The organism is Bordetella genomosp. 10, from assembly GCF_002261225.1.
Taxonomy (GTDB): Bacteria; Pseudomonadota; Gammaproteobacteria; order Burkholderiales; family Burkholderiaceae_B; genus Bordetella_C.
Genome location: NZ_NEVM01000001.1, coordinates 868017 through 881327, shown reverse-complemented (window position 1 = coordinate 881327; position 13311 = coordinate 868017). Strand labels below are relative to the sequence as shown.

Below are 13311 nucleotides of genomic sequence, written 5' to 3'. Positions count from 1 at the left end.
GACACGGCGACGCTAGTTCGCCGTGATGCCCGCCTGCCGCACGACCCCGGACCATCGCGTCGTCTCCGACGCGATGAACTTTCCGAACTCGTCCGGCCCCATCTTCACGTAGCTCAGCCCCAGGCTTTCCATCTGCGCGCGCACGTCGGCGCTCCGGAGTATCTTGTCGACCTCCGCGGCCAGCTTGGCCGTGACGTCCTTCGGGGTTCCCGCGGGCGCGAGCAGGCCCGTCCAGTTGCGCACCGTCAGTTCCTTGCGGCCCAGTTCGGCCATGGTCGGCACCTCGGGCAGGACCGCCGCACGCGCCGTGCCCAGGGTGGCGAGCGGAATCAGCTTGCCCTCCTTGATGAAGGGCAAGGCCGGCTGCAAGGTGGCGAAGGACATCGAGACATGCCCGGCCACGACGTCGCTCAGCGCGGGCACGTTGCCCTTGTACGGGATGTGGTTGATCGCGACGCCGTCGACGGACTTGAACAATTCGCCGGCCAACTGGCTGGTCGTGCCGTTGCCGCCGGAGGCGAAAGTCATGTCGCCCGGTTTCTGCTTCGCCAGCTTGACCAGGTCCGCGACCGACCGCGCGGGCACGGACGGATTGACGACCAGCACGGTTTCCGCGTCCGCGACGAAGGCCACGGGGCTGAAGTCCTTGGCCGCGTCGTAGGCCATGTGGGAATAGATGAGCGGATTGACGGATTGCGTCCCGATGGTGCCCATCACCAGCGTATAACCGTCGGGCCGGCTCTTCGCCACGAGATCGGCGCCGATATTGCCGCCGGCGCCGGGCCGGTTCTCGACGATGACGCTTTCTCCGAAGTCCGCCGACATCCTGGTGGCGATCAGCCGCGCCAGCAGGTCCGAATAGCCGCCCGGCGGGAAAGGCACGATAAGGTAGATGGGCTTGCTCGGATACGCCTCCCCGGCATGGGCGGCGCTACCCCAGCAGGACAGGGCCACGCATGCCGCCACGGCGAGCGGCCGAGCCCGCGCACGTTTGGAAAGAGCCCTGCCCGGACGGCGCCGCGGCGCCGTATTCACAGCATTCATTTTCATTCCCCTTGCGTTTTTTGAGTGCTCTCGATATGGCGATGCTTCAGAACCGCATTTCCGTCAACGGCAGCACCGCGATGCCGTTTCTTTCCAACTCCTTGCGCACGTGGCTCGCGACGGCGACCGCCGTGGGTTCGTCGCCATGCGTGCAGAAAGACCGTATCGCGCTGTGTATGCGCTTGCCGGAGGGCGTGATGATGGCCTGCTCCTCGATAAAGGAGAGCACCTGGCGCGCCGCCTGGGCGGGGTCGGTGATCATCGCGCCAGGAAGGCTGCGCGACGTCATCAGGCCGGTATCGGAGTAGGTCCGGTCGACGTAGGCCTCCTCCGCGACCTTCAGTCCGAGTTGATGCCCCGCCTTCACCATTTCGGAACAGGCATTGGCGACGAAGATCAATTCGCGGTCCGCCGCTCGGATGCCGCGCGCGACCGCCTCGGCGATCGTGGCGTCATGGTGCGCCATGTTGTTCAGCGCGCCGTGCGGCTTCACGTGCGACACCTTGGCGCCCGCGGCGTTGGCGATCGCCTGCAACGCGCCGATCTGGTACGTGATCATGTATTCCAGGTCGCGCGCGTTCATCTGGATCTGGCGGCGCCCGAAACCCCAGATGTCGTTGAAGCCGGGATGCGCGCCGATCGAGGCGCCGTTCTCCAGCGCCAGCCTGACCGTCTCGGTCATCACCGTGGCGTCGCCCGCATGAAAGCCGCAGGCCACGTTGGCGGACCGGATGATCCTGATCAGCTCGGCGTCGTTGCCTATCTTCCACTTGCCGAAGCTCTCGCCCATGTCGGCGTTCAGATTGATCTGTCCTTGCATGATGGTTTCCTTCTCTCAGGATGAAATGCGCTGCCCCTATGCCGGCGCGCCGGCGCGCAGCGCCACGTCGGATGACGAAATACCCAGCAGCGCCTGGAAACGCGCTTCGTCGGTGGCGCTTTCCGTATTGACCAGCAGCACGCGGGCGCCCTCGTCGAGACCGATGTCGCGCCGCATACCGGCGTCCCCGGCCGCGGCCAGCAGGCCGGCCATGCCGGCGGCGCCGCTTTCCCCGGCCAGCACCGCTTCCCCGCTGCGCTCGGGCAGCGCCAAGGCGCGCATGGCGGCCACCGCGTCCTCGTCGTCCACCGTCATGAAGGCGGCCGCGATCTGCTGCAAATAACGCCACGCGAGATGGGAAGGCTCGTAGCACTCCAGCATGGACATGAGCGTGGGCGCGCCGGCGTCCACCTTCACCGGCCGCCCCGCCCGCGCGCTTTCGTACAGGCAGGCCGCGCGGGCCGGCTCCACGACGATGAACGCCGGCGCCGCCGCGGACCACTGGTCGGCCATGGCGCTGGCCAGCGCGGCGGCGAAACCGCCCACGCCGGCCTGCAGGAAAACGTGCGTGGGCGGCAAGGCCAACTGCCGTTCGGCCTCGCGCGCGATCAAGGTGTAGCCCTGCATCACCCACTGGGGAATGGACTCGTAGCCCGGCCAGGTCGTATCCGACAGCAGCGTCCACCCGCGCTCCCGCGCCAGCCGCATCGATTCGGCCACCGCGTCGTCGTAGGTGCCGGCGACTTCGATGACCTCGGCGCCGAAGCGCGCGATCGCGTCGCGGCGCGCCTGCGTGACACCCTCATGCACCAGGATCGCGGCGTGGGCGCCCGCCAGGCGCGCGCCGGCGGCCACGGATTGGCCGTGGTTGCCGTCGGTCGCGCAGACGAAAGTCATGGACGCCGCCATGTCGTGGAAGTCGCGGGTCCATGCGGCGTTCACGCCCTCCGCGCCGGCGGAGACCTCCGCCGCCCCCGCGCTCCGCAGCGAGCCGGAGCGCGCGCGCGGCAGCGCCGCGACCGGAAACGGCTGTCCCCGCGTCTTGCCCACCTCCGCCATGATCAGCCGCAGCACCGCGTAGGCGCCGCCCAGGGCCTTGAAGCTGCGCAGGCCCAGCCGCGCGCCCTCGTCCTTGACGTGCAGTTCCGCGATGCCCAGCTTGCGCGCCATGGCGGGCAGCGCGCGCATCGGCGTGGGCCGGTAGTCGAAGACCGCCCGCAGGGTGGCCTCCACGTCCGCCGCGTCGCGCGCGGAGCAGCGGGCCATGGGTTGCGGGGGAGTCGCGGGCGGCGCGGACGCCGGGTTGAGGAAGAATTTCATTTAGCCATCCAGGGTGAATGGCGATATGTTATTTATCTCCCTGCGTTAATTCTTATGCATTTTCACCCTCCAGACGCAAATAAATTGCGTGCAAGGACAGGCCGTGACGCCATTGGACGACGTGGATTTGAAGCTGCTGGAACTCGTGCAGCAGCATGGCCGTATCTCGCAAAGCGACCTGGGCGAGCAGGTGCACTTGTCCACCGCGGCGGTGAACCGGCGCTTGAAGCGCCTTCAGCAGGAGGGCGTGATACGGAAAATGGGCGCGGTGCTTTCCGGACCGGCGCTGGGGCATCCGCTGACCATCATTACCGAGGTCGCCACCGAGAGCGAACAGGTCGATCTCTACGACGCGATGAAGGAAGCCTTCCGCAACTGCCCGCAGATCCAGCAGTGCTACTACGTCACCGGCGCCTGCGATTTCATCCTGATTTTCGTGGTCAAGGACATGACGCAGTACACGCAACTGACGCGCAAGCTTTTCTTCCAGAACAACAACGTGCGCAGTTTCAGGACCTTCGTGGCGATGGATTGCGTCAAGGCGACGCTGGACGTGCCTTTCCGCGACTAGCGCCGTGTCCTCGAGGCGCGCACACGCCGGCGCGGCCATCGCCGCGACCCGACCCGCTGCGCCCGCGTTGACAGGCCCTAGGCGGGGTCGCCGCGCAGCCCGGCCGCTTCCACGCCCTGCATGGCGCAAAGCTCGTCGTTGTCGGAGGTCTCGCCGCTGACCCCCACCGCGCCGACCACGTCGCCGGCCGCGTTGCGGATCAGGATGCCGCCCGGCGCGGGCACGGCCTTGCCGTCGCTCATGGCCTGCAGCGCCGTGGTGAAGTAGGCGTTGCGCGGGGTGCGGTCGGCCAGCTTGCGGCTGCCGAACCCCATGCCCAGGCAGCCCCAGGCCTTGGCGCGCGAGATGTCGGCGCGCAGCAGGCTGGTGCCGTCCTCGGCCAGATAGACCTTGAGCGCGCCGCGCACGTCCAGCACGGACACCGCGATGGGCGTCATCCCCTGGCTGCGCGCGTAGGCGATGGTGCGTTGCGCAATCTCCAGGGCGGCCTGCAGGGAGATGCTTTCCATGGCGATCGTGGTCATGTTTTCCATCATTGAGCTTTCCGGTCGGCTAAGGCATGATCGAACAAAAAACGCGAGGGCCTGCTTCCGGCATGGGGGGACGCCCCTGATTCCGGCTGTCTCACTTGGAACCCAGACATCTCGATATCTTCCTGCTGCGCTGCCTGACGGCGCTGGTCAGCGAGGCGCACGTCACCCGCGCGGCGCTGCGCATGGGCATGACGCAGCCCGCCATGAGCGCCACGCTCGCTCGCCTGCGCGGGCTGTTCAACGACCCGCTGCTGGTGCGCACGGAAAAAGGCATGGTGCCGACCGAACGCGCGGTGGCGCTGGCCGAGAGCATACGCCAGGGCATCGCGCTGATCGACCACGCCCTGGTGCGCCAGGATGAATTCGACGCCGCCCATGCGGACATGCGCTTCGACGTCGCCGCCACGGAATCGGTGGGCTTCGTTCTCATCCCGGCCCTGATCGCCCGCCTGCGCGCCGTGGCGCCCGGCATCCGCCTGCGCACCCATGTGCCGGAACTGACGCGGTCCAGCCACGAGCTCGAAGAAGGCTATGCCGACCTCCTGATCAGCTTCATGCGCTCGGTGCCCGAAGGCCTGCATGTGTCCCTGCTGCTGCGCCAGAAGCTGGCGGTGATCGCGGCGCGGCGCCATCCCGAGGTGCGTGGCGCGATCGACCTGGCGCAGTACATACGCTGGCCGCACGTCTACTACGCCCGCGGCCGCGACGGCAGCGCGACGCTGGAGGCCACCGTGGACGAGGCCCTGGCCGCGGCCGGCCGGACGCGGCGCATCGGCGCCTGGCAGCCGTCCATCCTCTCCTCGGCCGCCGTCGTCGCGGCCTCCGACATGCTGGCGACGGTGCCCGAATACCTGGCGCGCCATTTCGAGGCGACCTCGGGCGTGCAGGTCCTGGCGCCCCCGGTGCCCATGCCCGACGTCGATATCGCCATGTATTGGCACGACCGCATGCACAAGGAGCCGGCGCACCGCTGGCTGCGGGACGCGCTGCGCGATGTTGCGGCGCGATTGCGGGTCGATGGCTGAATCCATAGGCACCGACCTTAGCCCGCGCCGGCGCTTTGTTCCATCGCTCCTGGCCCATGTCCACATACGTCCAGGGCGATGGCGGCGCGCGGGGCGCACTCCCATAATCGTTCCGACTCCCAGACCCGCTGCCCCGGCAGCACCGCGAGTATCGGAATGCAGACACTACGCTCCAGCCGGCCCGCCGTCCGCCCGGCCGACGCACCCGCCGGCCACGACACCCACGCCAGCCACGCCAGCCACATCACCGTCCTGGCCGACCGCCAGCTCTATGCCCTGCACAACATCATGCGGCTCGCGGGCCGCGTCAGCGCTTATCCGTCCACCGCGCGCGGCTACGCGCCGTCGAACTGCTACCTGCTCAAGCACGACGACCGCGCGCTGCTGCTCGACAGCGGCTATACGGCGCACCAGCGCTCGCTGATCGGGCAGATCGGCTCGCTGCTGGCGCCGGGCGATTCCCTGTCGGTCTTCCCGATGCGCATCAACGAGTACATGTCGGTGTGCAACGTCGAGGCGATCGCGGCCGCCTTCGATGTCGAGCAATGCTATTCGGGCAACGCCGACGCCGCCAAGTGGGTGGACTTCGGCGGGCGCTCCGACGCCGCCGGCGGCCCGGACGACGGCTACGCGCTCAAGACCACGCTGGTCGGGCGCGCCGCCACGCTGCACGTCGGCCGCGGCGAGCACCGCCCCTTGCAGGCCTTCCAGGCGCCCATACGCCTGATCAGCACGCGCTGGATGTACGACGCCGCGACGCGCACCCTGTTCACGTCCGACACGTTCTCGCATGAGTGGTCGCAGGACGAGAACGGCCCCTGGACGACGACCGCCGACGACAACCGCACCAGCGCCGCGCATATCCGCAGCTTCCTCCTGAACACCCGCTACTGGTGGCTGGAAGGCGGCAGCACCGACGCGCTGCGGCGCAAGCTGGGCGACGTCTTCGACAAATACGACATCGAGACCATCGCGCCCGGCTATGGCCGCATCCTGCGTGGCAGGGAACTGGTGCGGCGCCAGTACCAGATGCTGGACGACGTGCTGCGCGGCCTGGACCGGCGCATGGTCGAACCCAGATACGTGGACCGGGACGAGGTGCGATGATGACGGTGAGCAAGAAACCGATGCCGCGGCAACTGGCGCCGGGCGTGTTCTGGCTGGGCGATTGCCTGGAGCAGCAGGCCAACGGCAAGATCTATCACACGTACAACGCGGCCTTCCTCCTGATCGGCGAGACCGCTTCCATGCTGATCGAGACCGGGCATCCCAAGGACTTCCCGCTGATAAACGCGCAGATGGAATCCCTGCTGGCGGGCAAGGCGCCCCTGAAATACCTTTTCGTCACGCACCAGGAAACGCCGCATTCCGGCGGGCTGGGCCGCGTGCTGCATCGGTATCCGGAGGCGGTCGTGTGCGGCGACATCTGCGATTACCACCTGGCCTTCCCGCAGTACGCGCATCGCCTGCGGGAGATGCGCGGCGGCGACCGGGTCGACCTGGGCGGACGCACGTTCGAACTGGTGGAGCCGGTCATCCGCGACCTGCGCACCACCTGGTGGGGCTTCGATCACCAGGCGCGCGTGCTGTTCCCCGGCGACGGCTTCGCGTACAGCCATTATCACGAGGACGGCCATTGCGGCCACTTCGCCGAAGAAGCCATTTCGCTGAACATCCCCGAAGTGTCCGCCGTCTTCGCCGACCGGGCGTTGTTCTGGACCAAGTTCACCGACATGAACATCTATGTCGAGCGGCTGCAATGGCTGCTGGACCGGCTGGACGTGCGCGTCATCGCGCCCACCCACGGCCTGCCCATCCTCGATCCGCGGCGGACCGTGCCCAAGATCAAGGAAGGCCTGTTGTACGGCAGCGCCGTGCCGGAGTCCGGCACCGAGAACGGCCTGGCCGCCGCGGCGGCGGCCAAGGCGGCGGCCGCCGAGGCCCTGCCCAAGACGGCGCCCGGCTAGGCGGCCCGGGTTCGCCGGCGCCGCAAAACAATTCGAACGGACGGAGACATGCGATGAACACCACCAAGACGAGGAGGCTGCCCGGGCGCGACTGGCCCGGGGCCCGGCGGGGCCGGCGCGCGGGCGTATCGTTGCGCGCGATATTGCCGGTATTGTCCCTGGCCCTCGCGGGCCTGGCCGGCGAGGCGCGCGCGGGCGGCTATCCCGGCGCGCCGGTCACGGTCATCGTCCCCACCGGCGCCGGCGGCGGCATGGACCTGATGGCGCGGGTCGTCAGCGTCAAGATGAGCCAACTGCTGAAGACGTCCTTCGTGGTGGAGAACGTGCCGGGCGCCAACGGCATCATCGGCGCGGTACGCGTCGCCAATGCGGCGCCGGACGGCTACACCGTCCTGCTGGGGCAGACCTCGCAGATGGTGATCAACCCCTATCTCTATTCCAACGTGTCCTACGACACGTTCAAGAGTTTCATTCCCGTGATCCGGCTGTCCAACGCGCCCAATGTGGTCGTGGTGCCGACCCACTCGCCGTTCCGCACGCTGGCCGACATCGTCGCCGCGGCGCGCAAGGCCAATGCGCAGGGCAAGAACCTGAACCTGGCCACGCCGGGCAGCGGCACGGTCTCGCACCTGACCAGCGTGCTGTTCCAGCAGGCGGCCGGGATCCAGCTCTCGCACATCCCCTACAAGGGAGCCAGCTCGGCGCTGACCGATACCATCGCCGGCCGCGACGACTTGATGATGTCGTCCATCCCCACCTCCTTCGGCCAGATCAGGGCCGGCCAACTGCGCGCCGTGGCGGTATCGGCCGACAGGCGCAGCGCCTCGCTGCCCGACGTGCCGACCATCGCGGAGGCCGGCTATCCGGGATTCAACGCGGGGACCTGGTACGGCTTCTTCGTGCCGGCGAAAACGCCGCAAGCCGTCGTCGACATCCTGAACGAGGCGGCCAACGAGGCCTTGCGCTCGCCCGACGTCGTCAAGACCATCCAGGCCGACGGCGGCGAGGTGATCGGCGGCAGCAGCAAGGCATTCCTGGCGGTGCTGCACGAAGACGCCGCCAAATGGTCCAAGGCCGTGAAGGAGTCCGGGGCCCGGGTGGACTGACGCGCCGCGACGCGGCGCGGCGCGGTGCAAGTGATCGGCTTATTCCAGGGAAATGTTCCGGTCCTTGATCAGGGTCGACCAGCGCTTGACCTGGTCGTCGATGTAGGCCTGCGCGCCGGACGGCGGAATGGGGCTGGGATCGATGCCCAGGCTGTTCAGGCGCTTGACCACGTCGGGCGAGCTGATGACCGCCTGGACCGCGTCGGCGAGCTTCCTGGCCGCCTCCGGCGGCGTGCCGTGCGGGACGAACACGCCGTGCCATTCCAGCACCTCGAAGCCGGGATAGCCGCTTTCCGCCACGGTGGGGACGTCGGGCAGCGTATTCAGCCGCTTGGACGACGACACCGCCAGCGCGCGCAGCGTGCCGTTGCGGACGTAAGGCAGGCCGGACGAGGCATTGGCGAAATAGGCGTTCACCTGTCCGCCCACCAGGTCCACCAGCGCGGGCGCGCCGCCCTTGTAGGGAATGTGCAGCATGCTCAGGCCGGCGTCGCGCGCCAGCAGTTCGGCGGCCAGGTGGGCCGCGCTGCCGATGCCGTAGGAGGCGTAGGTCACCTTGTTGTCGGGATTCTTGGCCAGCGTCACGAACTCGGCCAGGGTGTTCGCCTTGACCTTGGGATTCACCACCAGGATCAGCGGCGCCGTGGCGGTGATCGCCACCGGCGTCAGGTCCTTGGACGGGTTGAAGTTGAGCTTGCGCAACGAGGCGTTCACGGCATAGGTGAAGGTGTCGTACAGCACCGTGTAGCCGTCCGGCGCGGAGCGGGCCACCACGCCCTCGGCGATGGTCGCGCCGGCGCCCGGGCGGTTTTCCACGATGATGCTCTGGCCCAGCTTCTCGCCCAGGGGACCGGCGATGACGCGCGCGACGTTGTCGGCGCCGCCGCCCGCGGCATAGGGCACGATGAGGCGGATGGGTTGTTCCGGCCAGGCGGCCTGGGCGGCGATCGGGGCGGCCGCCAGGACGGCGGACAGGAGCAATCCCCTGCGGATGCGTTGGAAGCGTTGCATATGTGTCTCCGGATAGTTATTCGAAACCGTATAGCTGCTCGGGGTTGTCGACCAGGATGCGCTTGCGCTGGCCGGCGTCGGGAATCCAGTCCTCCAGGGCGTCCAGGGTGCGCGCCGTCTCCGGCGGCGTGGGCATTTCGGTGGGATGGGGCCAGTCCGAGCCCCAGACCATGCGCTCGGGGGCGGCCGCCGCGAGCTTTCTCGCCACGTCGCGCGCCTTGCCGGCATCCGCGGCCAGGTAGTAGCCGGACAGCTTGACCCAGGTTTTGCCGGCCTGCAACCGGTCCTGCACGATGGCCCAGGCGCGTTCGTCCAGGGGGCCGTCGGCCAGGCGCGCCAGGTGGTCGAACACGATGGCGCAGGGCAGCCGCTCGATGATGGACCGGCTCTCGACGATCTGGGACGGCGTCATGTGCAGTTGCACGTGCCAGCCCAGCTCATGCACGCGCGGCGCCAGGGCCTCGATCATGTCGATGCGGGTGACGGCCGTGCGGGGAATGGCGACGGTGAAGCGGATGCCGCGGATGCCGCCCTCGTGCAGGCGCCGCAGCTCGGCGTCCGTCACGTCGGGAAAGACCACGCCCACGCCGCGCGTGTCGCGCGCGCCCAGGGCCTGGATGGCGGCCAGGGTGACGCGGTTGTCGACCACGTGCGGCGCCGGGGTGACGACCACCGCGCGCCGCAGGCCCAGGCTGTCGCGCAGGGCGCGGTAGCGGCCGGCCGTGCAGCCGGCCAGCGGATTGGGGGCCGCGGGGGCGTCGATGATCGCCGTATCGTAGAGGTGCAAATGGGAATCGCAGGCGCCGGGCGGCAAGGCCTTCCGCGCGCCCGCCGGCGTGCCGAGTGTCGTCTCTTCCATTTTCTTCTGGGACCGGCCACCCGCGGCCGGCCTTCTCCTGTTCGAACGGAAGCCATCTTAGCGATTCCGGACGTCAGCGAATATCGAATTTTTGTTTATCGCTAATGCAGTTTTTCTAATGAAGCGGGTGAGGCCCCGACAGGCATACCGGCGAAGCCGGGGAAACTACCTCGCCTTGGCCGGCCGCGCGCCGGTCTCCGCGATCTTCTCCAGGTAGGCGCACAGCATGTCGGCGACGGCGTCGGCGTAGGTGGCGATCTCCGCCGTCTTGCGGGGCCGTTCGGAGAATTGCTTGCCGACGGCGCCCAGCGTGGAATTGATCACCTCGCCGGCCAGGGCCCGCTGGGCGGCCGGCGCGCGCGGCAGGGCTTCCTCCAGGAAGGCCTGGATGGTGCGCTGCCCGCTCTCCTTCACCTCGCGCGTCTCGGGCGCATCGCGGTAGAGCGGCGCGGCGTCGTTCAAGGCGGTGCGCATGGCGGCCTCGTCGCATTCGGACTTGAAGAAGGCGTGGACCAGCTTGCGCAGGCGCGCGAGCGGCGGGTGGCGGCCGTCCTCCAGGATGTCGCGCAGCATGTCCTGGGTCTGCCGCCATTCGTCGCTTTGCAGGCGAAAGAGGATGGCCGCCTTGTTGGGGAAATACTGGTACAGCGAGCCGATGCTGACGCCCGCCTTCTCCGCCACCCGCGCCGTGGTGAAGCGCGGCGCGCCCTCCTCCGCCAGCACCTTCGCGGCGGCCTCCAGGATGGCCGCGACCAATTCCGTGGAGCGGGCCTGCTTGGGCTGCTTGCGCGAGGATATCTTGGGGCCGGGACGGGCGGTCATGGATGGCTTTCCCTTTCCGTATGCCTGGGCGAACCACGCCCGGAAAAATATGAACAATTCATCGCATTATAAGCCTCCCGGCGCCGGCGCATCCCCATGCGCATGGGGATGGCCGCCCTCCGCGGCGCGCGCCTCGCTGCCGAACAATCGCATCAATCCGCCGCGCAGATGATTCAGCATCGCCTCGCGCGCGGCGTCGGGGTCGCCCGCGCGTATGGCGTCGTCGATGGCGCGATGCTCGTTGCGCACGTCCACCGCGCGCCGCACCATGGGCTGCGGCGAAAGCTCGCGGATCAGCTTGATGGACACCCGGGTCTGCTCCGCCAGCGCGTTCATGGTCATGCTGAAGAAACGGTTGCCGCTCGCCGCGGCGATGGCCGCGTGAAAGGCGATGTCTTCCTCGATGCCGGGCTGGCCGTGCGCCAGCGCGCTTTCCATCAGGCGCCGCCGCCGGCTGATTTCGTCCTGCAACCGGGGATCGCCGCAACGGGCGGCGCAGGCCGCGCTTTCGGCTTCCAGCAGGCAGCGGAATTCCAGGAAGCTGCGCATGTCGGGAATGCTGTGCAGCGGACCGAAGGTGGCGCTTTGCAGCGCGGGCGGCTTGCCGACGAAATTGCCCGCGCCGCGCCGGGCATGGACCCAGCCTTCCGTGCGCAGCCGCGCCAGGGCCTGGCGCAATACCGGCCGAGATACTCCCAGCCTGCGTGACAGGTCTTCCTCGCTGGGCAGGCGCTGGTCGGGCTGCATGCCTTCGACCATGGCCAGCACTTGCTTGTAGGCGAAATCGCTCAACGGGGAGATGGCCATGATGACCTCGCTCGATCCGAAGTAGTAATACTAGTCTGCCGATTCATTGACATGGTAACGCCGCGAACCGAGCATGCGTACAGCCGCGACGGCAATCCTTCCGCGTATCGACGCCGCCGCGCCTCTTTTTCCAACCCTCCTCGACAGGACCCGGGCATGGCGACCATCACGGCTCTACGCAGCATCCGCATCAACGAACGTCCCAATCTCATCTGGGTGGAAATCGAAACCGATGAGGGGCTGATCGGGCTGGGCGAGTCCTTCCGCGGCGCGCAGGCCGTGGAGGCCGTCCTGCACGAGCAGGTCGCCCCCTGGCTGCTGGGGCGCGACGCGCGGCATATCGAGGCGGTGTCGCAGCAACTCATGAATCCTTACCTGGGTTTCCACAGCGCCAGCGCGGAAGTCCGCGCCGCCAGCGCCGTCGATATCGCGCTATGGGACCTGGCGGGCCAGCGCCAGGGCGTCCCCGTCTACGTCGCCATGGGCGGCGGCGTGCGCGACCGCATCCGCGCCTACAACACCTGCGCGGGCTACGCGTACAACACCGCCGGCGTCGTGCGCCGCAGCACGGACGGCTCCGAGGCGCCCAAGGGCCCCTACGACGACCAGATCGCCTTCATGCGCGACGCGGGCGAGCTGGCCGGGAGCCTGCTCGAAGAAGGCTACACGGCGATGAAGATATGGCCGTTCGACGGCTATGCGGCGGCCACCGGCGGCCACCTGATCGGACCAGAGGACCTTCGGCGCGGGCTCGAACCCTTCCGCAAGATCCGCGACGCGGTGGGCGACCGCATCGACGTGATGTGCGAGCTGCACAGCATGTGGACGGCCGGCGCAGCGGCGCGCATCTGCCGCGGGCTGGAAGACTACGGCGTGTTCTGGGCGGAAGATCCCATCGCCAAGATGGACGACGTCCAGGCCCTGGCCGACCTGCGCCGCCAGACGCGCGTGCCGGTGTGCGGCAGCGAGACGCTGGCCGGCCTGGTGCCGTTCCGCGACCTGCTGGCGCGCGACGCGCTGGACGTGGTCATGCTGGACCTGGCCTGGTGCGGCGGGCTGACGGAGGGGCGCAAGATCGCCGCGCTGGCCCAGGCCTATGCGCGCCCGCTGGCGCCGCATGACTGCACCGGCCCGGTGACGCTGGTCGCCGGCCTGCACCTGGCCATCCACGCGCCGACGGCGATCTTCCAGGAGGTCGTGCGCGCCACCTTGAGCACCTGGTATCGCGACCTGGTGACCGAGCTGCCGGTGGTCGAGCGCGGCATGGTGCTGGCGCCGACGGCGGCCGGCCTGGGCACGCGGCTGCATCCCGATGTGGCGAAGCGCGAGGACGCGGTCGTGCGGACCAGCCGCCGATAAAAGCAGGCGCGGGCCGCCGATAGCAGAAAACGAAAAACAGAATACCCAGAATTCCAGAGGAGACAGG

Annotated in this window: 14 protein-coding genes; 6 read left to right on the top strand and 8 right to left on the bottom strand. The window is 68.5% G+C overall.

Features of this window, described 5'->3' with window-relative positions; translation table 11 throughout:
- Positions 1–12: 12 nt before the first annotated feature.
- The 3 genes from CAL29_RS03815 to CAL29_RS03805 form a co-directional block, all read right to left on the bottom strand.
- Positions 13–954 (bottom strand): Bug family tripartite tricarboxylate transporter substrate binding protein, encoded by a 942-nt coding sequence (locus CAL29_RS03815; RefSeq protein WP_179283894.1) that lies wholly within the window; start codon positions 952–954, stop codon positions 13–15.
- Between the two features lie 136 nt (positions 955–1090).
- A complete protein-coding gene (locus CAL29_RS03810) occupies positions 1091–1864 on the bottom strand; it encodes a LamB/YcsF family protein (RefSeq protein ID WP_094851644.1) in 774 nt (257 codons plus the stop codon).
- Between the two features lie 36 nt (positions 1865–1900).
- Positions 1901–3184, bottom strand: a complete 1284-nt coding sequence (locus tag CAL29_RS03805) for a diaminopropionate ammonia-lyase (protein ID WP_094851643.1) — start codon at positions 3182–3184, stop codon at positions 1901–1903.
- Between the two features lie 103 nt (positions 3185–3287).
- Here CAL29_RS03805 and CAL29_RS03800 point away from each other — a divergent pair, with 103 nt between their 5' ends.
- Positions 3288–3755 carry an Lrp/AsnC family transcriptional regulator gene (locus CAL29_RS03800; RefSeq protein WP_094852689.1) on the top strand — a complete coding sequence of 156 codons (468 nt, stop codon included), beginning with the start codon at positions 3288–3290 and terminating at the stop codon, positions 3753–3755.
- A gap of 77 nt (positions 3756–3832) precedes the next feature.
- On the opposite strand, the gene CAL29_RS03795 is transcribed toward CAL29_RS03800, so the two are convergent.
- Positions 3833–4291, bottom strand: coding sequence for a GlcG/HbpS family heme-binding protein (locus CAL29_RS03795; RefSeq protein ID WP_218831800.1), 459 nt, complete (start codon positions 4289–4291; stop codon positions 3833–3835).
- 92 nt (positions 4292–4383) lie between these two features.
- Here CAL29_RS03795 and CAL29_RS03790 point away from each other — a divergent pair, with 92 nt between their 5' ends.
- The 4 genes from CAL29_RS03790 to CAL29_RS31205 all read left to right on the top strand — a co-directional run bounded on the left by CAL29_RS03790 (position 4384) and on the right by CAL29_RS31205 (position 8386).
- Positions 4384–5313, top strand: coding sequence for a LysR family transcriptional regulator (locus CAL29_RS03790; protein ID WP_094851642.1), 930 nt, complete (start codon positions 4384–4386; stop codon positions 5311–5313).
- Positions 5314–5469: 156 nt separating this feature from the next.
- Positions 5470–6420, top strand: a complete 951-nt coding sequence (locus CAL29_RS31215) for a hypothetical protein (protein ID WP_143277599.1) — start codon at positions 5470–5472, stop codon at positions 6418–6420.
- A gap of 5 nt (positions 6421–6425) precedes the next feature.
- Positions 6426–7280: an MBL fold metallo-hydrolase gene (locus tag CAL29_RS31210; protein WP_179283893.1), complete on the top strand. Its 855-nt coding sequence runs from the start codon at positions 6426–6428 to the stop codon at positions 7278–7280.
- A 53-nt stretch (positions 7281–7333) separates the two neighbouring features.
- A complete protein-coding gene (locus CAL29_RS31205) occupies positions 7334–8386 on the top strand; it encodes a Bug family tripartite tricarboxylate transporter substrate binding protein (protein ID WP_143277597.1) in 1053 nt (350 codons plus the stop codon).
- Positions 8387–8425: 39 nt separating this feature from the next.
- Here the strand turns inward: CAL29_RS31205 and CAL29_RS03780 are convergent, their stop codons facing one another.
- The 4 genes from CAL29_RS03780 to CAL29_RS03765 form a co-directional block, all read right to left on the bottom strand.
- Positions 8426–9397, bottom strand: coding sequence for a tripartite tricarboxylate transporter substrate binding protein (locus tag CAL29_RS03780; protein ID WP_256977173.1), 972 nt, complete (start codon positions 9395–9397; stop codon positions 8426–8428).
- Positions 9398–9413: 16 nt separating this feature from the next.
- Positions 9414–10256, bottom strand: a complete 843-nt coding sequence (locus CAL29_RS03775; RefSeq protein WP_094851641.1) for an amidohydrolase family protein — start codon at positions 10254–10256, stop codon at positions 9414–9416.
- A 165-nt stretch (positions 10257–10421) separates the two neighbouring features.
- A complete protein-coding gene (locus tag CAL29_RS03770; protein ID WP_094851640.1) occupies positions 10422–11078 on the bottom strand; it encodes a TetR family transcriptional regulator in 657 nt (218 codons plus the stop codon).
- Positions 11079–11144: 66 nt separating this feature from the next.
- Positions 11145–11885 (bottom strand): FadR/GntR family transcriptional regulator, encoded by a 741-nt coding sequence (locus CAL29_RS03765; RefSeq protein ID WP_094851639.1) that lies wholly within the window; start codon positions 11883–11885, stop codon positions 11145–11147.
- A 156-nt stretch (positions 11886–12041) separates the two neighbouring features.
- On the opposite strand from CAL29_RS03765, the gene CAL29_RS03760 reads away from it, so the two are divergent.
- Positions 12042–13244, top strand: coding sequence for a mandelate racemase/muconate lactonizing enzyme family protein (locus tag CAL29_RS03760; RefSeq protein WP_094851638.1), 1203 nt, complete (start codon positions 12042–12044; stop codon positions 13242–13244).
- Positions 13245–13311: the final 67 nt, after the last annotated feature.